Origin of the sequence: Streptomyces sp. NPDC020780 (genome assembly GCF_044334475.1) — a bacterium.
Lineage (GTDB): Bacteria > Actinomycetota > Actinomycetes > Streptomycetales > Streptomycetaceae > Streptomyces.
Map to the genome: position 1 here is coordinate 253578 of NZ_JBIRTB010000004.1, position 19980 is coordinate 273557.

At 70.3% G+C, this 19980-nt stretch carries 15 protein-coding genes and 2 pseudogenes; 10 read left to right on the forward strand and 7 right to left on the reverse strand.

Annotated elements, in window-relative coordinates; genetic code table 11:
- Nucleotides 1-2: 2 nt before the first annotated feature.
- Nucleotides 3-1310 carry an ATP-grasp domain-containing protein gene (locus tag ACH4VO_RS09975; RefSeq protein ID WP_360988436.1) on the reverse strand — a complete coding sequence of 436 codons (1308 nt, stop codon included), beginning with the start codon at nt 1308-1310 and terminating at the stop codon, nt 3-5.
- Nucleotides 1311-1395: 85 nt separating this feature from the next.
- Nucleotides 1396-1644 carry a DUF5133 domain-containing protein gene (locus ACH4VO_RS09980; protein ID WP_360988434.1) on the reverse strand — a complete coding sequence of 83 codons (249 nt, stop codon included), beginning with the start codon at nt 1642-1644 and terminating at the stop codon, nt 1396-1398.
- Between the two features lie 338 nt (nt 1645-1982).
- On the opposite strand from ACH4VO_RS09980, the gene ACH4VO_RS09985 reads away from it, so the two are divergent.
- The 3 genes from ACH4VO_RS09985 to ACH4VO_RS09995 all read left to right on the forward strand — a co-directional run bounded on the left by ACH4VO_RS09985 (nt 1983) and on the right by ACH4VO_RS09995 (nt 6070).
- Nucleotides 1983-3482, forward strand: a complete 1500-nt coding sequence (locus ACH4VO_RS09985) for a metallophosphoesterase (RefSeq protein WP_360988432.1) — start codon at nt 1983-1985, stop codon at nt 3480-3482.
- Nucleotides 3483-3885: 403 nt separating this feature from the next.
- Nucleotides 3886-5544 carry a catalase gene (locus tag ACH4VO_RS09990; protein WP_360988430.1) on the forward strand — a complete coding sequence of 553 codons (1659 nt, stop codon included), beginning with the start codon at nt 3886-3888 and terminating at the stop codon, nt 5542-5544.
- A gap of 22 nt (nt 5545-5566) precedes the next feature.
- The gene (locus tag ACH4VO_RS09995; RefSeq protein ID WP_360988428.1) at nt 5567-6070 is read left to right on the forward strand and encodes a metallophosphoesterase; all 504 of its coding nucleotides are present in this window, start codon (nt 5567-5569) and stop codon (nt 6068-6070) included.
- Between the two features lie 91 nt (nt 6071-6161).
- Here ACH4VO_RS09995 and ACH4VO_RS10000 read toward each other — a convergent pair.
- Nucleotides 6162-6317, reverse strand: a pseudogene (locus ACH4VO_RS10000) (sodium-independent anion transporter); the annotation flags it as partial.
- On the opposite strand from ACH4VO_RS10000, the pseudogene ACH4VO_RS10005 reads away from it, so the two are divergent.
- Nucleotides 6310-6483 (forward strand): annotated as a pseudogene (locus tag ACH4VO_RS10005) (DUF6766 family protein); the annotation flags it as partial. The pseudogenes ACH4VO_RS10000 and ACH4VO_RS10005 sit on opposite strands and share 8 nt — an antisense overlap.
- A gap of 114 nt (nt 6484-6597) precedes the next feature.
- Here ACH4VO_RS10005 and ACH4VO_RS10010 read toward each other — a convergent pair.
- From ACH4VO_RS10010 to ACH4VO_RS10020, 3 genes are all read right to left on the reverse strand, one after another.
- Nucleotides 6598-7026, reverse strand: a complete 429-nt coding sequence (locus ACH4VO_RS10010) for a pyridoxamine 5'-phosphate oxidase family protein (RefSeq protein ID WP_360988424.1) — start codon at nt 7024-7026, stop codon at nt 6598-6600.
- A 308-nt stretch (nt 7027-7334) separates the two neighbouring features.
- A complete protein-coding gene (locus ACH4VO_RS10015; protein ID WP_360988422.1) occupies nt 7335-7979 on the reverse strand; it encodes a DUF305 domain-containing protein in 645 nt (214 codons plus the stop codon).
- A gap of 101 nt (nt 7980-8080) precedes the next feature.
- Complete coding sequence (locus ACH4VO_RS10020; protein ID WP_360988420.1) at nt 8081-8599, reverse strand: DUF6153 family protein; 519 nt, start codon at nt 8597-8599, stop codon at nt 8081-8083.
- A 285-nt stretch (nt 8600-8884) separates the two neighbouring features.
- On the opposite strand from ACH4VO_RS10020, the gene ACH4VO_RS10025 reads away from it, so the two are divergent.
- The 6 genes from ACH4VO_RS10025 (at nt 8885) to ACH4VO_RS10050 (ending at nt 17792) form a co-directional block, all read left to right on the forward strand.
- Nucleotides 8885-9277, forward strand: coding sequence for a helix-turn-helix transcriptional regulator (locus tag ACH4VO_RS10025; protein WP_360988418.1), 393 nt, complete (start codon nt 8885-8887; stop codon nt 9275-9277).
- Between the two features lie 803 nt (nt 9278-10080).
- A complete protein-coding gene (gene modA / locus ACH4VO_RS10030; RefSeq protein WP_360988416.1) occupies nt 10081-10905 on the forward strand; it encodes a molybdate ABC transporter substrate-binding protein in 825 nt (274 codons plus the stop codon).
- Complete coding sequence (gene modB, locus ACH4VO_RS10035; RefSeq protein ID WP_398440913.1) at nt 10902-11777, forward strand: molybdate ABC transporter permease subunit; 876 nt, start codon at nt 10902-10904, stop codon at nt 11775-11777. Before modA ends, modB begins: the two co-directional genes overlap by 4 nt.
- Nucleotides 11778-11838: 61 nt before the next feature.
- A complete protein-coding gene (locus ACH4VO_RS10040) occupies nt 11839-12921 on the forward strand; it encodes an ABC transporter ATP-binding protein (RefSeq protein WP_360988412.1) in 1083 nt (360 codons plus the stop codon).
- Between the two features lie 433 nt (nt 12922-13354).
- A complete protein-coding gene (locus tag ACH4VO_RS10045) occupies nt 13355-14104 on the forward strand; it encodes a hypothetical protein (protein ID WP_360988410.1) in 750 nt (249 codons plus the stop codon).
- 679 nt (nt 14105-14783) lie between these two features.
- Nucleotides 14784-17792, forward strand: coding sequence for a family 16 glycoside hydrolase (locus ACH4VO_RS10050; protein WP_360988408.1), 3009 nt, complete (start codon nt 14784-14786; stop codon nt 17790-17792).
- 135 nt (nt 17793-17927) lie between these two features.
- On the opposite strand, the gene ACH4VO_RS10055 is transcribed toward ACH4VO_RS10050, so the two are convergent.
- Nucleotides 17928-19757, reverse strand: a complete 1830-nt coding sequence (locus ACH4VO_RS10055; protein ID WP_360988406.1) for an ABC transporter ATP-binding protein — start codon at nt 19755-19757, stop codon at nt 17928-17930.
- Nucleotides 19758-19980 lie beyond the last annotated feature (223 nt).

The following is a 19980-nucleotide window of genomic DNA, read 5'->3' on the forward strand; positions in this document are numbered from 1 at the left end:
GGTCAGGCCGACTTGCGGTCGCGTCCGCCCGGTGCGGTGTCGTCGAAGGTGAGGCCGAGGGCCGCCACGCACCGGTCGAACTTACGGCGCAGGTCCTCCTCGTCGTCCCCGCCGGTGAAGATGTGGGCCACTTCGTAGCTGTAGCTGTCCTGGCCGGACAGGGCCGAGAGCTTCTGTCCTTCGGCGGGCACGACGTCGATCCGCACCCCGGGTATCTCGCGTTCGATCGCGGCGATCTCCTCGGGGGTGGGCACCTGGTGCACCGATCCGTCGCCGAACCAGCGGTAGTACCACTTGGCCGCCATGCGGTAGTCGCCCCGGCCGCCCTTCACCGACGGGTCCTCACCCAGCGCGAGGCTGATCATGCGGTGGTGGTTGGCGACCCCGTCGACGTACTCGAACATCTCGGCGTGGGACTGGGAATGCCGCGGGTTGATCTCCAGCAGCTTCACCTGCCCGGTGGACGGGTCGTAGAAGTACTCGATGCTGAAGGTCGCCTCGTCCATGCCGATCCGGCGCATGGTCCGCTTGCTGACGTCGTGGAGTTGCGCGATCACCTGCGGCGGCAGGGTGCTGGGGTACTGGTGGCGCAGGAAGCACGGGGAGTCGGGGTAGTTGATCGAGTCGAGGACCCCGTACACCGTCACCTCACCGTTGTGCACGTAGCCCTCGACGGCTACCTGGAGGCCGGTCATGGCCTCCTCGGCGAGACAGACCTGCCCGCCGACGTCGGCCATCTCCGGGGGCAGTTCGAGGAGGTCGAGGATGGCCTCGAAGGGCCTGCCCACCCGCGAGATACCTGCGCGGATCTCGTCCACGGCGGCCCGGAACTCCGTCATGTCCGATACACCGAAGGCCAGTTCGGAGGAGTACGACAGGGCCGGCTTGAGCCACATGGGGAAACGGACGCCCTCGGGTGGCTGCGGATCGTCACTGTCGAGGTCCACACGGCCGAAGCGCGGGTACGCGTCGACGACCTTCTGCTGTTCGAGCCGGCTCCAGTACTTGTGCTCGCACTTGACGACCGATTCCAGGCTGGTCGTGCGGGTGCCGTACTCCTGTCCGAGAATCGGAACGAGGGTGCTGACCGGAAAGTCCCAGTAGCCGACGATGGCGTCGATGCTGCCCTCGTGAGCGTCGAGCACGCCGCGCGCACGGTCGGCGAGGGCGGAGACCGACACCTCGCCCTCCTGCAGTTCCGCGATGCTCAGGAGGGGATGGAACCGGTAGGACTCGGCTCCGGGTACGTTCTCCAGGGTCGGCAGGTTCGCCTCGTCGAGGCCGAGGACGAAGATGTTCTTCTTCTGCATGAAGCGTGGGCCTTTCGGATCGGGGTCGTGTCCCCCCCGCCGGGTGCCCGCGGCCGACGCTCGCGGCCACCCGGCCGTCGAGCTGTCAGGCGGTGAGGATCACCGTGTCGGGGTCCGCCGCGTCTCCCGCGAGTGCCTGCCCGGCCGGCGTGCCGCCGGCGAGCACCTCGTCCAGGTACCGCTCGGCGACGGCGAGTGCGTCCTCGACGGTCCGGGTGCCGGTGGAGACGCACAGCGTGTAGCTGATGTCCTCCAGCGCACCGGCCCGTCCGGGGGCCTCGCTGAGGTCGGCGTACCGTTCGACGAGTCCGCGGAGAATCGTGGGGTGAGGCATCAGCACGGTGGTTCCCTTCCGTCACGTGGGAGCGTCATGCATCCGGATGCCCGGCATCCGCACGGACATGCGTACGGATGCGCAGCCCACGTCCGCAGTCGGTCACTCCCACCCGCGCGCCCCGGGGGAAGCGGAACCACTCCGTGCGGCCTCGTCACGCGAGGCCGGCCACCCACCTGCAGCGGCGGGACCCCGGGGCCGCCCGACTCGTGGATCCGGTCGTCAGCCGTTCGCTTCCATGGCGCTGCGCGCGCCCGGAACACCGGTGACCATTCGACGTGTGACCCCGGCGACGAGAGGGACCGATGACCGGGATACGCGACCGGAGGTATGTGCACATGATTCATCGGATCGCCGTTCTCGCCGTGGCGGGGGTGCTCGTCACAGGGGCGGCCGCCGCCGCGCCCGCGGGAACCGGACCGGGCGGTACGGGCCCGCGTCCGCCCGTGACCTCGCCTCCCCCTACGCCGCCCCCACCCGGGGGAGCCAACGGGGAGGCCTGGGCATGGACCCAACTGACCAGCGGCGGGACCCGTATCCGCTATGTGTCCACCGACACCAGCCAGACCTGTCCTGCCGTGCGCTACACCCTGCGCGGCACCAGGGCCCCGTTCCGGATGACCGTGGTGAGCACCCCCATGGGGCAGCAGTTCCCGACCACCGTCTGCGAGTTGGCGGTGCCCCTCACCGCCTCCGACGCGGTGATCGAAGCCTCGACGGTCCAGGCTGCCACGGTGCACCCCGCGAATCGTCAGCTTCCGCTGCCGAGTTGGACCGCCGCCACGCGTCCCGGCAGGATCGCCGTCCTCGGGGACACCGGGTGCGAGGTGCCGACGACGGGCGCCGTGCAGGACTGCGCGAACCACCAGACCGGCTGGCCCTTCCCCCGGGTCGCGGCCAGTGCCGCCACCGTCACCCGGCCGGACCTCGTGATCCACGTCGGCGACTACCTCTACCGGGAGGATCCGAGCAGGGAGAACGACAAAGCGGCGAATCCCGGCTGCACGCAGTCCACCGACAGCGCCAGCTGGGCCTGTGTGGTCGCGGACTTCTTCAGACCCGCCGAAGCGCTGCTGGCCACAGCGCCGATCGCGCTGACACGGGGCAACCACGAGGACTGCAACGTGGCCCAGGTGGGCGGCGCGGGAGGCGCGTGGTTCCGCTACCTCGCCGACGATCTCCGCTCCAACGGCACGTGCAGCCTCTACAGCCCCGTCGCGCCGATCCGGGCCGGAAGCCTGAACCTCGTCTCGGTGGACTCCGCGCTCGCCGACCCGAACGACAACGGGAGCACAGCGCAGGCGGGCATCTACGCCAGGCAGTTCAACGCCGTGAACCAGGACGTGTCGCAGCACAACGGCGACTACTTCCTGTTCACGCACAAGCCCCTGTGGATGGTCAAGTCGGCCGGCACACTGCCCTCGAACGTGGAATGGCTGACGCACGTACTCGACGCGGCCGTGGCCCGGACCAACCAGCAGGCTCTGGCCGACAGGGTACGGCTGGTGTTGTCGGGCCACGTTCACCTCTACCAGATGCTGGACTTCGGCACACACCGTCCGCCCCAGCTGACCGTGGGGTCCTCGGGCGGCCCGCTGGACAACGGGCCTGACGACTCCAAGGTCGTCGGGAAGATGATCGGCACGCCTGCGCAGGCCGTTCGTCAGTCGATCACCCAGGAACAGACCCCGGGCGGCCTGGGCATCTTCGGATATGCGGATCTCCGCGATGCCGGGGGAACCTGGACCCTTGCCTTCCGGGACGCGGGCGGAACGGTACTGGGCAAGACGTGCGCGCTGAGCGGGGGCCTGTCCGCCAAGGCGTTCGTCTGCCAGTGAAGGGGAACCGGGGGACGCGGTGGCGTCACCCCGGGTTCGCAGGACCCGCGCAGCACCTCCGGCACCGAGGGGGTGTGCAGGGCCACCGCCCCGGACGGTGAGGCGCCCGGGGTGTGCGGCCGGTCCGGTGGTCTCCTCCATTCGCGCCACTCCGGTGGTGGGGCCGAGGCGGCGGCACGAGCATGAGGCCCGGAGACCGTCCACGTGTAGGCCCTGCCCTGCCCCGCCACGGGGCCGGGCAGACCGCCTGCACCCGTTCCGGAGTCCCGCTCCCCCGGCGGAGCGGGCGGAACGGCACGACGCCCCCGGAGTCCGGGACGGCCCCCACCGCATCACGAGCGGACTCAGGGGTACGAGGCACAACCTCTGCCGCGCACCCGGAAGCGACAAGGAGTAGGTGGCTGTGACAGACGTAGCGAGCTCAGGGCCCGATCGGAACGACGACCGTCCGGTACTCACGAACCGGCAGGGTCATCCCGTCTACGACAACCAGAACCAGCGCACGGTGGGGGCCCGCGGCCCGGCCACCCTGGAGAACTACCAGTTCCTGGAGAAGATCAGCCACTTCGACCGGGAGCGCATCCCCGAGCGCGTCGTCCACGCGCGGGGCGTGACGACGTACGGCTACTTCGAGGCGTACGGGAAGTGGGGCGACGAGCCGATCTCGCGCTACACGCGCGCCAAGCTGTTCCAGGAGGCCGGCAAGCGCACCGACGTGGCCGTCCGGTTCTCCACCGTCATCGGCGGACGCGACTCGTCCGAGGCGGCACGGGACCCACGCGGGTTCGCCGTGAAGTTCTACACCGAGGACGGCAACTGGGACCTCGTGGGCAACAACCTCGGGGTCTTCTTCATCCGGGACGCGATCAAGTTCCCCGACGTCATCCACGCCCTCAAGCCCGACCCGGTCTCCCACGAGCAGAAGCCGGGCAGGATCTTCGACTTCATGTCGCAGACCCCCGAGAGCATGCACATGCTCGTCAATCTCTTCAGCCCGCGCGGGATCCCCTCCGACTACCGTCATATGCAGGGCTTCGGCGTCAACACGTACAAGTGGGTGAACGCGGAGGGTGAGTCCGTCCTGGTCAAGTACCACTGGCTCCCCAAGCAGGGCGTGCGCAGCATGACCGCCGAGGACGCGGCGAACGTCCAGGCCGAAGAGCTGGGCCACGCGACCAAGGACCTCTACGAGGCCATCAGGCGGGGCGACCACCCGGAGTGGGAACTGGTCGTCCAGATGATGTCCGACGACGAGCACCCGGAGCTGGACTTCGACCCCCTGGACGACACCAAGACGTGGCCGGAGCAGGACTTCCCGCCGAAGCCGGTGGGCCGGATGGTGCTGAACCGGGTGCCGGACAACTACTTCGCGGAGAACGAGCAGGCCTCCTTCGGTACCGGTGTCCTGGTCGACGGTCTGGACTTCTCCGACGACAAGATGTTGGTCGGCCGGACCTTCTCCTACAGCGACACCCAGCGCTACCGGGTGGGCCCGAACTACCTTCAGCTCCCCGTCAACCAGGCCAAGAACGCGCATGTGGCCACCAACCAGCGCGACGGGCTGATGGCGTACGACAACGGCCACAAGGGTGCGAACCCCGAGGTGAACTACGAGCCGTCGATCACCGGCGGGCTCCGCGAGGGCGAGTATCCGGCCCACGACGAGCAGGGGCCCGAGATCCGCGGCCGACTCACTCGAAAGAGGATCTCCCGGACGAACGACTACCTGCAGGCGGGCCAGCGGTACCTGCTCATGGAGGACTGGGAGCGGGACGATCTGGTGGCGAACTTCGTCGACATGCTCTCGCAGTGTGACCGGCCGGTGCAGGAGCGGATGGTGTGGCACTTCCTCCTCGTCGAGAACGACCTGGGGCTGCGGGTCGGCGAAGGTCTCGGTATCACTCCGCAGGACGTCTCGGGGCTGCGGCCCCTGGCGAGCCAGGATCTGTCGGACGACGACCGCAAGCGTCTCGCCAACCTCGGCAAGAACCCGCCGCGTGACGTCGAGGGCCTGACGATGACGCACTGCGTGCCCGACGAGCGGCACGTCGTCAACCGCTGAGCACACGGACGGGAGCGGGGCCGTGCGCCTGCTGCTGACATCGGACACCCACGTGCCCAAGCGGGCCCGGGAGCTGCCCGCACCCCTCCTCGCGGAGTTGGACGTGGCCGATGTCGTCGTCCACGCGGGCGACTGGGTGGACGTGGCGACCCTCGACCTTTTCGAGGCCCGCGCGCGGCGGCTCGCCGGTGTGTTCGGCAACAACGACGGGCCGGAGCTGCGGGCCCGGCTGGAGGAGGTGGCCCGTGTGGAGTGCGACGGGCTGCGCCTGGGCGTCGTGCACGAGACGGGCCCGTCGAAGGGCCGTGAGCGACGCTGCGCGGACCGCTTCCCCGGTCTTGACGTCCTGGTGTTCGGCCACAGCCACATCCCGTGGGACACGACTGCTCCGGGCGGGCTACGGCTCCTCAACCCCGGATCACCGACCGACAGGCGGCGGCAGCCGCACTGCACCTACATGACCGCGGAGGTGGCGGGCGGGCGGCTCGTCGAGGTGCGGCTGCACCGCCTCCCGCTCCGGACCTGACTGACGTGCCGGCCCGTCAGTCAGGTCCGGCGGGGGAGGCGGTCGCCGGTGAGTCTCCGCGGGTGAGACTCCGCCGGTGAGCGGGGGCGGGTCAGTGGCCGCCGGTGAGTTCGCCGCTGAGGGTGGCGTGGATACGGGCGCTGGGAGCGTTGCGGCCCGTGATCTCCACCGTCTTGCCGCGCTGCGCGTACTTCGTCTGCATCACGTCCAGGGCGGCGACGGACGAGGCGTCCCAGATGTGGGCCGATTACCTCGTGCCGCCCGACTTCTGGAGCCGTACGCTGCGGAACCGGCAGCCCGAACTGCTTGCCGTCGCCTCGATGGCGGTCTTCTCCATCTATCTGCGGCAGCAAGGATCGCCCGAGTCGAAGCCTGTGGGTGCCGCACATGACGAGACGGACGTCGAAGGCTGACCGGGCGGGCGGCGTGGGCAGTGGGGCGGTGCGGACGGCCTCGGCCGTACCCGTGCGGCCGTCAAGGCCGGCTGCCGGACCGCCGCCGCCATGCTGCCCTCCCGCCCCTCGTCCTCAGGTCTCGCCGAGGTCCGAGCTGAGCCAGCGCTCCGGCCGCATGTGGATGACCACCTGCTCACCGTGGTTCGCCCAGGCGAATTCGACGTAACCGTCGACCTTCTCGGCGGGGAGGTACCGCGCCGAGATCTCGACCAGCTGTTCGCGGGTAGCGGGAAGCGTGGCGACGACGGGGCCTTCGACCGAGACGTAGCGGACCGTGGGCGTCAGGCGGTCGGCCATCAACGTGAAGCGGCCCGCTTCGGCGATCAGCACCCCCTTGCGGGAGTTGCGGCCCGTCATGATCCAGACATGGCCGCCCGGTTCGTACTGGTACCAGATCGGCACGCTGAGGGGAGCCCGTCCCTTCTGTCCCGAGTCCACAGCGAGGGCTGCGACATGCGGTTCGGCCAGAAACCGCTCACGTTCTTCGCGGGTCAGTGCCACGGACGGCTCCTTCGTGGGCTCGCTCTCGGGGGGTATGCGCCGCATTATCCACGGCGGCCCTGGCGTAGGGGTATGCGCGGCGCCGCATGTCTTCCGCGCGTTGTGCGGCGGGTGGCGGGTGGCGGGTGGCGGGTGGCGGCATGGTGCTCCCGTACCGGCCACGCGTGCGAGGGGCGGTCGCAGGTGTCCCGGGCCGGCGCTGTCGTCCCGCGACCGCTTCGGCTCGGGGACGGACGGGTAGGGCGTCCGTCCCCGGGCCGCCGGGCGGCCGACGGAACGCGATCCGCCGGCCGCCGTTGCGATGGTGGTCAGCTCGTGCCGAGCATCTTCTTCATCTCGTCGATCTCGGCCGTCTGGGTCTTGATCACGGCGTCGGCCAGCTTCTTGGCGGGGCCGTAGGCACCGTCCGCCTTCTCCGTCCGGGCCATCTCGACGGCCCCCTCGTGATGCTCGATCATCATCTCGGCGAACATCGTGTCGAACTCGGCGCCCTTCGCCTCGCCCAGCTGGCGCATGTCCTCGCCGCTCATCATTCCGGGCATGGCGGAGGCCATGTCATGGCCCATGCCGGACATGTCCGCGGGGACTTCCTCACCCCATGCGGTGAGCCAGCCGGACATCGTCCTGATCTCCGGGTCCTGGGCCGCCTTGATCTTCGAGGCCAGTTGCCTGGTCGCGTCGGACGCGGCCCGGGTGTCGGCCAGTTCGGCCATCTCCACCGCCTGGCGATGGTGCTGGATCATCTCCTTGGCGAAGGAGACGTCAGCCGCGTTGTGCCCGCCGGCCTCGGCCGAGGCCGGGGCGGAGGCGGAGGCGGACGGGGACGAGCCGGAGTCGCCCATGGACCCCATGTCGTGGTCGTCCTCGCCGCCACAGGCGGCCAGGACCAGCGCCGCCACTCCTGCGGCGGCGACGAGGGCGGTGCGGCGGATCAGCTGTCGGTGCGCGTTCATGCGGAGCACTCCTGTGGTTCCTGTTCGGAAGAGCATGGCGTCGGGCGTCACCGCGGCGACGGCCCCTGGCGGGACACGGCTGCGGCGACGGGCGGCCCCGCCTATATCCGTAGGAGTTGCAGATGCGCGAGGGAGGGCGGCGCGCGGCCCCCGTCGGTACTGATCCAGGAAACGGTCTCCGACTCCTGGGCGCGCGGGACGTCACCGATCGCCGAGGCCGGGGGCGCGGCGAGCGCGGGAGAACCGGTGATCGCACCCGACGCGCAGGTCGAGTCGGCGTGCTCCGGGTGCCCGCCCTTCCCGCCGGCATCGTGATCGCGGGCGTCGGGCGGGTCCATGGGCGCCATGGTGTGCCCGGCTCCGCCTCCGGAGGCGACGGAGGCCGGATGCGCGTACGCGCGAGACCGCGGTCCGTGCGTCTGCGCGTACGTACGGAGCGGCGACATGTGCGCCTGGGGCGTCTGCGCGCGCATCGGGGCCTGGGCGTGTGTCCGCGCGTGTGCCTGCGGCACGGAGCCGAGGCCGTGCATGCCCAGCAGCCCGACGAGCAGGCCGAGCACCAGCAGCCCGCGGTGCCACGACCGGGGGCGCGGCTCTGCGAACAGCTCGTGACTGGGCATGGGCCCATCGTAGACACGCCGGTCGTCCCTCCACCGACCGGTGATACGCCGCCCAGGTCGCGGGCGGTCAAGGGCCGCCCGGGGCCCCGTCCCCTTGGTGCTCACGTACAGCGCGGCTGGAGGGATCGGACCGTGCGTCGGCTGGGGGAACTCGAAGCGGAGATGAGCTGCGGGTCTCGCGAACGCGGTGAGGGTTCCTCCCTGCACCACCCTGCCGCCGCTTCTGCCCACTATCGGACCCCTATTAGTTTGCATATGCAAGCGCCCAAGGCTATCTTGACCGGCATGCAGTTCTACACGATCGGCCAGGCGGCGCGACTGCTGGGCGTGAGCCCGGACACGGCACGCCGGTGGGCGGACGCGGGCAAGGTGGCGACTCACCGCGACGAGAGCGGGCGTCGACTCGTCGACGGCAGGGATCTGGCCGCCTTCTCGGTGGAGATCGCCGGGAGCACCGCTGAGGACGACACCCCGTACACCTCTGCGCGGAACGCCTTTTCGGGCATCGTCACCGCCGTCAAACTGGGCGATGTCGCGGCCCAGGTGGAGATCCAGGCGGGGCCGCACCGACTGGTGTCCCTGCTGACACGGGAGGCCGTGGAGGAGCTGGGCCTCGAGGTCGGCATGGAGGCCACCGCCCGCGTGAAGTCGACGAACGTACACATCGACCGGACCTGACCTCTCCGGCGGGGCCCTGTGCGAGAGTGCACCCCGTGCACACGTGTACCGGTGCCGGCACTCCCGCGCTCCGGACCCGGCGCTCGCCTGGCCGGACGAAAGCCGGTCTCTGTCCGGTTCCACACTCTCAGCACGTAACGGCTTTCCGCCTCAACAGCGTTGACGGCACTGATGCACCCTGGCACGGAGCAATCCGGGGAAGGACGAGCTGGGCGCCGGCCCGATCGGTGGGTACGCCGTCGATGCTCACCGCGAGCGGCATCGGAGCCCGTCCGAGGTCCGGGGGTCGGTCTTCGCCCAGGAGAGCAGGACACGGTGGCCGTCCGCGCCCGTCCCGGCGGTCAGGGACCAGGGCCGGTCCTCGCGTCGGAGAGGGCGAAGCCGGATCCTGCGGCGTGGAGGACGTCGTACAGTCACGCCTCCCCGGGCATGGTGCCGGATACCGCTGGAGACACAGTCGACCCCCGGTCGGCACCGGGATCCCTCGAACGGATCGGCCACCCTCAGCCCGGGCCGCGCGCCTGAGGCCACGCGGTCCGGTGCGCCACCGGCGGCCGGTTCACGGCTGCCGCCTCCAAGGGAAGGGCCGCAGGGGCAGCCCCTCAAGCTAACGCACATGCAGCCCATGTTCGCCTCCTTCCCAGCTCATGCGATGCTCCAAGGGGCTTCCGCCTCGAATCTGCGACAGTATGATCGGCGCATGCCCACGTATCGGGGCGGGAATGCGACCGCCCGACGGACATCGGCGGAGCGGGACTCCGTACACGCGAGCACCCGAAAGAGTCAGAGGGAGTAGACCCGTGATGACACCCCGTGCTGTACGCCGGATCCTGCGGACGGCCGGCGCAGGCGCAGCCGCACTGCTGGCGCTGAGTGCCTGCTCCTCCCCCGGCGCCCCCTCCCGGTCGGGCTCGTCGGTGTCGTCGGCTTCCGTGGACGGGTCCGGGACCGTCTCCGGCCCGGTGACGGTCTTCGCCGCCGCCTCCCTGAAGGAGAGCTTCACGGTGCTGGGAAAGGACTTCGAGAAGGCGCACCCGGGAACGAAGGTCACCTTCAGCTTCGGTGGCAGCGACACCCTGGCCGCCGGCATCACCGGCGGAGCGCCGGCCGACGTCTTCGCGGCCGCCAGTCCCAGGACGATGGCCGTCGTCTCCGACGCGGGCGGTGTGTCGGGGACGCCTTCCACCTTCGTGCGCAACCAGCTGGAGATCGCCACCCTGCCCGGCAATCCGGACAGGATCACCTCACTCCAGGACCTCACCGGAGACGGTCTCAAGGTCGTGCTCTGCGACAGGACGGTGCCGTGCGGCGCCGCCACGCAGAAGGCCCTCGACGCGGCGGAACTGAAGCTCACGCCCGTCTCCTACGAGCAGGACGTCAAGAGCGCGCTGACGAAGGTCGAGCTGAAGGAGGCAGACGCCTCGGTGGTCTACAGGACCGATGTCAAGGCCGCGGGTGACAAGGTGGAGGGTGTGGACTTCCCCGAGTCGGCCGACGCCGTCAACGACTACCCGATCGCGCTCCTCAAGGACGCGCCCAATCCTGCGGGGGCGAAGGAGTTCGTCGCCTATGTACGGTCCGCCGAGGGCCGGAAGGTCCTGACCGGAGCCGGATTCCTCACGCCGTGAGTACGCCGTACAGGTCGGACCCCGGGACCGAGGTCCGCACGGATGCCGGGCCCCGGCGCGGGCCGCGCGGCCGGCGGGCCCGGGCGGGCGCACGGAGCGGGGTGCCCCTGCCGCTGCTGCTGCCCGCCCTCGTCGGCCTCGTGTTCCTGCTGCTGCCGCTGGCCGCCCTCCTCCTACGGACCCCCTGGCGCAGTCTCCCGGAACAACTGACCAGCACGGAAGTCTGGGAGGCCCTGCGGCTGTCCCTGATCTGCGCGACCGCGGCCACCGCCGTGAGCCTGGTCCTCGGAGTGCCGCTGGCGTGGCTGCTCGCACGCGCCGACTTCCGCGGACGCGGTCTCGTACGGGCCCTGGTGACGCTCCCTCTGGTTCTTCCCCCGGTGGTGGGCGGTGTGGCGCTGCTGCTGGCGCTCGGGCGCAACGGGGTTGTCGGGCAGTGGCTGGACTCCTGGTTCGGCATCACCCTGCCGTTCACCACCGCGGGGGTCGTGGTCGCGGAGGCGTTCGTCGCGATGCCGTTCCTGGTGATCAGCGTGGAGGGCACGCTGCGGGCCGCCGACCCGCGCTTCGAGGAGGCGGCCATGACACTGGGCGCCTCCCGCTTCACCGCGTTCCGGCGGGTCACCCTGCCGCTGATCATGCCCGGCATCGCGGCGGGTGCAGTCCTGGCCTGGGCACGGGCGCTCGGCGAGTTCGGCGCGACGATCACGTTCGCGGGCAACTTCCCGGGCCGTACCCAGACCATGCCGCTGGCCGTCTACCTCGCCCTGCAGAACGACCCCGCAGCCGCGATCGCGCTGAGCCTGGTCCTGCTCGCCGTGTCCATCGCCGTCCTCGCGGGGCTGCGGGACCGCTGGGCGACCGTGTCATGAGCGGCGTCGCTCCACCCTTCACGGTCTCCCCCGGACCGTCCGACCACGGGATGCCCGTCTCATGACCGACATCGGCAAGGAATCCGGCTCCCGCGCGGCCCGCGCGGAGGGCTTGGACGCTCGACTCGTCGTGGACCGGGGCATCTTCCGCCTCGATGTGGCGCTGTCGGTCGCTCCCGGCGAAGTCGTCGCCCTGCTCGGGCCGAACGGGGCGGGCAAGACCACCGCCCTGCGTGCCCTCACCGGGCTCACCCCGCTCAGCGCCGGCCATCTGCGCCTGGACGGAGCGGCGTTGGACGGAACGCCGCCCGAGGGCCGCCCCGTGGGCGTGGTCTTCCAGGACTACCTTCTCTTCCCCCACCTGACCTCTCTGGACAACGTCGCTTTCGGCCCCCGTTGCCAGGGCGCCTCCAAGGCCGACGCCCGCGCGCAGGCCGCCCGGTGGCTGGACCGCATGGGCCTCGCGGAGCAGTCCGGGGTGAAACCGCGCCGTCTCTCGGGTGGTCAGGCCCAGCGCGTCGCCCTGGCCCGCGCCCTGGCGACCCGCCCCCGGCTGCTGCTCCTGGACGAGCCCCTGGCAGCGCTCGACGCCCGTACCCGCCTGGACGTGCGCACCCAGCTCCGCCGGCACCTCGCCGACTTCGAGGCGGTGGCCGTACTGGTCACGCACGACCCGCTGGACGCCATGGTGCTGGCCGACCGGCTCGTCGTCATCGAGCACGGCCTGGTCGTCCAGGAGGGCACGCCCTCGGACATCGCCCGCCGTCCGCGTACGGACTACGTCGCCCAACTGGTGGGCCTGAATCTGTACAAAGGGCGGGCCGAGGGTCAGGCGGTGCGGCTCGAAGCGGGTCCCGTGATCACCACCACGGAGGAGCTCACCGGTCCGGCGTTCGTTGCCTTCCCGCCGAGCGCCGTCACCCTCCACCGGGAGCGCCCCACCGGCTCCAGTGCCCGCAACCTGTGGCCCTGCGAGGTCGCAGGACTCGAGACGCACGGCGACCGGATCCGCGCCGACCTCACCGGCGGGCTCCCGCTGGTCGCCGACCTGACGGCCGTCGCCGCCGCCGAACTCGGCCTTCATCCGGGCGCACCGGTCTGGGCTGCGGTCAAGGCCACGCAGACCCACGCGTACCCGGCCTGACGCGGAAGCCGGCCTTCAGCTCGCTGATCTCCATTGCGCTCCGCCCGCGTACCCGGCCTGACGCGGAGACCGGTCCGGCTCGGCGCTCGTCGCGGAGCCCACGGTCTTCACGCTCGTTCCGGCGGGGCGCACGGTCTCCTCCCCGATCGCGCGGGGCCACCTCCTGCCCAGCGGCGACGCGCTCCCCGCGGCCCATTTCCCGATCGACGTACCGGCCTGACCACCGCCCTCACGGCATCCTGTCCGCCCTGCGCGTATCCCGGGGTTCGGCTACCCGCGCGCCCCGGCCCACCTGGCAGGGCTCGACGGAAGCGTGCCCGCGTCGGATGCCCCGGACGCCGGCGCCGTGTCCGTATCAGGTCCGCGACTCCGTTGGCCGTCGCCTCTGCGATCATCGTGGCGTGGGCGGATGCCGCAGCCGAGGGGGAGCAGGATGATTTCTGAGCCGGAGATGGCGGGGGATTCCCGTGGAGCCGGAACCCGCGAGGACATAGGTGACTTCGACCAGGAGTTCCTCGGGGAACAGCGTCCGCACAGGCCCTGGGAGTGGGCGATGGGCGGGATGCTGGTGGCGTCGGCTCTCTGGACGGCGGCGCTGTTCCTGTACGGGGTGGGCGATCGGAAGCCCGATATGCACGGGTACCGGCTGAAACAGGACCCGTGCCCGTCTCTGCGACTGGAGTCGATCGGCGCGGCGCTCGCGCCGAGAGAGCCCACCGCCAGGACCGGGGCGGACATGTTGCGGCATGCCGCCCTCGACCAGATCACGTGTTCTATTCCCCTTCGGCCTCCGGCCGGGGCGGACAGATCCGGGAAGGGCTGGTCCGTCGAGTACACGGTCGGGATCACGGTGGCCCTGCACAAGAAGACCGACCCGGGTGCCGAGTTCGAGGCGCGGCAACGGGTGACCGAAGTCGGTGTCGACCCGGACGTGAAGCTGGAGTCCGTTCCCGGCCTCGGCGACGTGGCGTATCTGCTGACCCGGGAAGAAGGCTTCTCGGAGCTGCGCGTGCGGGAGGGTGGGGCGGTCCTCTCGCTGAGCCTCTCCGCTTTCCTGCAGTTCGAGCAGCACGGCAGCGGCGTGGCCGACGGGGGTGACGCACCGGGCGTTCCGAACCTGTCCCCCTACGGGGCGGCCATGATCAGCGACATGCGTGACGTGATGTCGGCCCTCAGGCACTGAGCGCGGGGCACGGCTCGGTCCCTGCGGCCACCGACGGGAGTCACCGCACCTGGACCCGGCGAACGCGCGCGACGGCGGAGGGCGACCTCCGTGCCCTGCTGACCTTCACGCGTCGGTCGGCGCAGCAAAGGCCCACCGTGCGGCGGCGGTTGCTGCGTTTCCTCGGGGCGAAGAAGGGCCGAACGATGCGCCGCGGTCGGGTGCTCGTCGAGGCGCTCGCTCCCGATCGCGCACCCGCCCCGCTCGATGGGCTCCTCGGCGGCCTCCGACCACGGGAGAGCGCGGGTCAGGGCAGGTCCGGGGTGGGTGCCCTCGGTGTGTCCGGGGGTAGGCGTGTTGCCGACCTCCCGGGCGGGCCGCGGGGCGCCGAAGAGGGGGCGTCCTCGTACGGCGACCGCACGTGCGCGGTCAGGTCGTTCCCGCGTCCTCCACTGGAGTCCGGTCCCTCATCCGGCGTGGTCCGGGGCGCAGCCTTCTCCCCGCTCAGCCCGCGTCGGCCGGTCGCAGGACCGCCCGTACCGCGAACTCCGGTGCCCGAGAGGTCACTTTGAGTTCGGAGATGACAAAGTATGGACTTCCTCAGCAGAAGTCCCCTAGCGTGGCGGCGCAACCGCAGGTGTTCTGCTGTTTCGCGGATCCGTTCAGCCCCACCGGAGTGCGACCCCCTTCTGGAGGACCGATGCATCCACGGCTGTTCCCACGTGCCCGAAGACGACTCACCGCCCTGCTCGTCGGAAGCCTCCTGACCGGAGGCGTCTGGACCGCCCTCCCGGCCGCCGCCGCCCCCGACGACATTCCGCCCCAGGAACCGGGTGTCACCCTTCGCGTCTTCGACACCCAGGTGCCACTCAGCTCGCTGTGCACGCTCAAGCCGGGTCAGACGCCCAACCACGACACGCTGATGCCCACCGTGGACTGGTCCACGGTCGCCGACTTCGGCGGCTACGCGGACAACTTCATGGCCCAGGCCTCCGGCTATCTGGTCGTACCCGCCGACGGCACGTACGCCTTCCGCCTCACCAGCGACGACGGCTCGCGCCTCACCGTCGACGACCAGGAGGTCATCGACCACGACGGTCTGCACGGCGCCGAGTCGAAGGACGGGTCCGTCCACCTCAGCGCCGGGTCACACCCGTTCCGCATCGACTACTTCGAGGCGGGCGGCGGGCAACAACTCACTCTGGCGTGGCGGCCCCCGGGTGCGAGTGACTTCGCCGTCGTCCCGCGCGAGTCCCTGAGCACCGACGCCGGGGTCGTCCGGGTCACGGCGCCGGGCCGCAAGGAATGCGAATCGGGGGCGGACAGCCCCGGCGACGGCCTGCCGCTCGCCGGTGTGCGCCCCGACCTCGACCTCACCGACCTGCGCCCGGACGGCTTCGAACCACAGGTCACCGGTATGGACTGGCTTCCCGACGGACGTCTGGCGCTCTCCACCTGGGGCGGTACGGACAATCGCGCCGGGGAGGTGTACCTCCTCGACCATGTCACCGGCGACACCAGCCGTGACAAGGTGACGGTGAAGAAGGTCGCCGGCGGCCTCCGGGAGCCGATGGGCATCAAGTACGTCGACGGATCGCTGTACGTCTCGCAGAAGCACGAGCTGACACAACTCGTCGACACGGACCAGGACTCCGTCACCGACGAGTACCGCACGGTGGCCACCTGGCCCTACGGCGGCAACTTCCACGAGTTCGCCTTCGGGCTGCTCTACCGGGACGGATACTTCTACGTCAACCTGTCCGTGGCCATCAACTACGGTGGTGCGACCACCACTCCGCAGCCGGCACCGGGCCGGGGCACGACGTACAAGGTCAGCAGGAAGACCGGCAGGATCCAGCCGGTCGCGGGCGGCCTGCGGACTCCGAACGGGATCGGCTGGGGCCCCGGCGGTGACATCTTCACCACCGACAACCAGGGTGGCTGGCTCCCCGCGTCGAAGCTCGTCCACATCAGGCAGGACCGCTTCTTCAACCACTACACCGAGCCGTCGGGCCCGTTCGACAGCCGGCCCGTCTCCCAGCCCGTGCTCTGGCTGCCGCAGAACGAGATAGCCAACTCACCCAGCACTCCGCTGCAGTTGACGAAGGGGCGGTTCGCGGGTCAGCTGTTGATCGGTGACGTCACCTACGGCGGACTCCAGCGTGCGTACCTGGAGAAGGTGAAGGGCGAGTACCAGGGAGCCGTGTTCCGCTACACGCAGGGGCTGGAAGCCGGCGTCAACCGCATCACCATGGGACCCGACGGTGCCCTCTACACCGGCGGCCTCGGCGCCGACGGCAACTGGGGCCAGCAGGAGAAGCTGAAGTTCGGCCTGCAGAAGCTCACACCGAACGGCGGCAACACCTTCGATATCAAGGAGATGCGGGCGGTCCCGGGGGGCTTCGACCTCGAGTACACCCAGCCGTTGTCGGCGGACACCGCCGAGCAGTTGGCGTCCCGCTACCGGGCGGAGCAGTGGCGTTACACCCCGACGTCCGACTACGGCGGCCCGAAGATCGCCGAGGAGCGGCTCTCCATCAGCTCCGCGGCACTCGCCGACGACGGCCGTACGGTACGTCTGCGGCTCGACGGGCTCAAGCCCGGCCGGGTGGTGCACCTGCGCTCGCCGCGCCCCTTCGCCTCCGCGTCCGGCGAGGCGCTGTGGAGCACGGAAGCCTGGTACACGCTGAACGCCCTGCCGGGCAAGCAGCCGCCTGCGGCCACCCTGTACGAGGCGGAGGAGGCACGTCTCACCGGTACGGCCGGTATCAACACCGATCATCCCGGCTACTCGGGCAGCGGCTTCGTCGACCGCTACAACACCGAGGGCAAGGCCGCCACGACCTTCGACGTCACGGTCCCCGCGGTCGGCGACTACGACGTGAACCTCCGTTACGCCAACGGGCCCAACCCCTACCAGGGCACCAAGTCCCTCTCGCTCTACGTCAACGGGCAGAAGGTGAGACAGACCCCGCTCGCCTCGACCGGCACATGGGACGACTGGGCGACGCGGACCGAGCGGGTCCGCCTGCACGCCGGGGCGAACACCGTCTCGTACCGCTTCGATGCCGGTGACACCGGTCATGTCAACCTCGACCTGATCACCGTCCGCCCTCACGGGGAGCCCGTCTCCCTCTTCGACGGCACCAGCGATTCCCAGGACCAGTGGCAGCACACGGACGGCCGTCGCGTCCAATGGCCGCTGACCGCCGAGCGGTCGATGGAGGTGTGCTGCGGTGACATCCGCACCAAGGACGCCTACCAGGACTTCAGACTGAGCCTGGAATTCCGGGTGCCCCTGCTTCCGGACGAGGTGACCGGCCAGGACCGGGGCAACAGCGGCATCTACCTCCAGGACCGCTACGAGCTCCAGATCCTCGACTCGTTCGGCGACACCACCCCGGACACGAACGAGGCGGGGGCGATCTACCAGAAGAAGGCGCCCGACATCAACGCGGCGACTGCCCCGGAGACCTGGCAGACGTATGACGTCACCTTCCGCGCCGCGCGTTTCGACGAGGGCGGCCGCAAGACCGCCGACGCGCGCGTCACCGTGGTGTGGAACGGCCGGAAGGTCCATGACGACATCGCGATCGACGGACCGACCGGCGCGGGTCGGCCGGAAGGGCCGTCAGCCGGAGCGATCCGCCTCCAGGACCACGGGAACAAGGTGCGGTTCCGGAACATCCGCATCGAACCGCTGAGCTGAGGCTCCGCCTGTCCGCACGACGCGGGGCTCCCACGGGACTGTGGGAACCCCGCGTCGCAGCGTTGAACGAGCCTCCGCGTCCTGTTGTCCTGCCGCGTCGAGGGCTCGGCTCCCTCGGTCCGGGGCTCCGGGCCGTCAGCGTGGTTCGGCCGCGTCGGCGGGCCGGCCGGCGACGGTGTCGACGAGGAAGCCGCCGGACTGGTGATGCCAGAGCTTGGCGTAGGCGCCGTCCGTACGCAGCAGTTGGTGGTGGGTACCCTGCTCGACGATGCGGCCGCGGTCGAGGACGATGAGGTGGTCCATGGCTGCCACGGTGCTCAGGCGGTGCGCGACGACCAACGCGGTCCGGCCCTCCATCAGCTGCCACAGAGCCTGCTGCACGAGGGTCTCGCTCTCGGAGTCCAGCGCGCTGGTCGCCTCGTCCAGCAGCAGGATCGGCGCGTCGCGCAGGATGGCACGGGCCAGGGCGACCCGCTGCCGCTGCCCGCCGGAGAGCTTGACGCCACGCTCCCCCACCATCGTGTCGAAGCCCGCCGGCAGTTGGTCGGCGAACTCGGTGACGTGTGCGGCGTCGGCCGCGGCGCGGATCTCCGCTTCGGTGGCGTCCGGGCGCGCGAAGAGGATGTTCTCCCGCAGGGTGCGGTGGAACATGGCAGGTTCCTGGGGGACGTACGCGATCAGGCTCCGCAGGTCGGACTGGCGTAGGCGGCTGATGTCCTGACCTCCGATCAGGATGCGGCCGGACTGGACGTCGGCCATCCGCAACAGGAGCCGGGTGAGTGTGGTCTTGCCGCCGCCGGAACGTCCGACGAGACCGATCCTCGCTCCGCTGGGCACGTCCAGTTCCAGCCCGTCGAAGATGGGGGCGCCCCCGTCGTGCGCGAAGGTGACGCGTTCGAAGCGGACATCCGCGGACCGAGGGTCCAGCGGTTCGGGTGCCACCGGGTCGAGCACGGTGGGCGGGGTGAGCAACAGCTCGGTGAACTGGGCCGCCTCGGTCATCGAGCTCTCGAGGCGGCGGTAGATCTGGTTGAACTCGAACATGATGCGGGTGGAACCGGTGTAGTACGTGAAGGCGACCACGATCGCCTCGACGCTGCCGCCGCCGGCTCCGATGCCGACGGCCAGGAGCAGGCCCAGCCCGTTGGTCAGGACGGAGAGCGGCGCGACGAGGGTGTCGATGCGGAGGTTTCCGTAGTCCCAGGAGCGCAGCGTCAACCGACGGGACTCCGCGACCCGTGCCCGGTGTTCGGCGGCCTCGCGCTCCTCGGCGGCGAACGCGCGCACGGTGTCCATGTTCATGAGCGCGTCGGACACATGACCCGACACGCGGGCGATCGCATCCTCGCGACGGTTGACCAGTTTCTGGCGGCGCCGGATGAGAGGTGCGGCGCACACCGCCGTCAACGTGATCATGATCAGGAGTCCGGCCACGAGCAGCGGGTCGTAGCTCCAGAGGATCACCGTGCCGAACAGCAGCGGGGCCAGGCTTCCGACCACGTTGAACGTGAGGGTGTCGACGAACTCCTCGAAACGCGAGGCGAAACTCAGCACCCGCTTGGTCAGTGACCCGGCGAAGTTGTCCTGGAAGAAGGCGGCGTCCTTAGCGAACAGCTCGTCCATGCCGGTGACGTACAGGTGCTCGATGCCACGGGCGTCGACGCGGTTGAGGCAGTGCAGACCCAGCCGCCACAGGGCTTCCGCCAGGAGCAGTACGCCTGCGAACACGCCGACGTAGGGAAGAGCGTCACGGATGCCCAGGGGCCCGTCGTCGGCGATCCGGCCCACGAGCTTGGCGACGACCAGGGGCGCGACGTACGTGATGCCGATGTTGCCGAGAGCCGGGAGCGCGAGCGCCGGTACGGAGAGTAAGCGCTGGCGGGAAAGTTCCCGGAGATAGTGGCGGAGAGCGATACGGACCGGGCCTTCACCCGGTCCGGTACTGCGGAACTGCTGCGATCCCATGCCGACCTCACGTCCGTTCGCGGGCAGTTGCTCCGGGCTCCGTCAGGTGGCGCACGCCGCTCCTGAGGGCGCACGCCTCCGCATCGGGCCACGGCTCACCGGGCGTCCATGGCAGGAAATCCGGAGAGAAGAGTCTCCCGTGGCCGAACTGTCGGCGTCCAAGTGTTTTCAGGGGCGCGAGCAGCACGGCGGCGTGTTTCGGCCCGCCGTCCGCACATCCTCG

What these genes read in the sequence shown, in the direction of transcription:
- ACH4VO_RS09975 (WP_360988436.1), bottom strand. Translation starts at nt 1,310, where the DNA reads ATGCAGAAGAAGAACATCTTCGTCCTCGGCCTCGACGAGGCGAACCTG.
- ACH4VO_RS09980 (WP_360988434.1), bottom strand. Translation starts at nt 1,644, where the DNA reads ATGCCTCACCCCACGATTCTCCGCGGACTCGTCGAACGGTACGCCGAC.
- ACH4VO_RS09985 (WP_360988432.1), top strand. Translation starts at nt 1,983, where the DNA reads ATGATTCATCGGATCGCCGTTCTCGCCGTGGCGGGGGTGCTCGTCACA.
- ACH4VO_RS10015 (WP_360988422.1), bottom strand. Translation starts at nt 7,979, where the DNA reads ATGAACGCGCACCGACAGCTGATCCGCCGCACCGCCCTCGTCGCCGCC.
- ACH4VO_RS10020 (WP_360988420.1), bottom strand. Translation starts at nt 8,599, where the DNA reads ATGCCCAGTCACGAGCTGTTCGCAGAGCCGCGCCCCCGGTCGTGGCAC.
- ACH4VO_RS10025 (WP_360988418.1), top strand. Translation starts at nt 8,885, where the DNA reads ATGCAGTTCTACACGATCGGCCAGGCGGCGCGACTGCTGGGCGTGAGC.
- modA (WP_360988416.1), top strand. Translation starts at nt 10,081, where the DNA reads ATGACACCCCGTGCTGTACGCCGGATCCTGCGGACGGCCGGCGCAGGC.
- ACH4VO_RS10040 (WP_360988412.1), top strand. Translation starts at nt 11,839, where the DNA reads ATGACCGACATCGGCAAGGAATCCGGCTCCCGCGCGGCCCGCGCGGAG.
- ACH4VO_RS10045 (WP_360988410.1), top strand. Translation starts at nt 13,355, where the DNA reads ATGATTTCTGAGCCGGAGATGGCGGGGGATTCCCGTGGAGCCGGAACC.
- ACH4VO_RS10050 (WP_360988408.1), top strand. Translation starts at nt 14,784, where the DNA reads ATGCATCCACGGCTGTTCCCACGTGCCCGAAGACGACTCACCGCCCTG.
- ACH4VO_RS10055 (WP_360988406.1), bottom strand. Translation starts at nt 19,757, where the DNA reads ATGGGATCGCAGCAGTTCCGCAGTACCGGACCGGGTGAAGGCCCGGTC.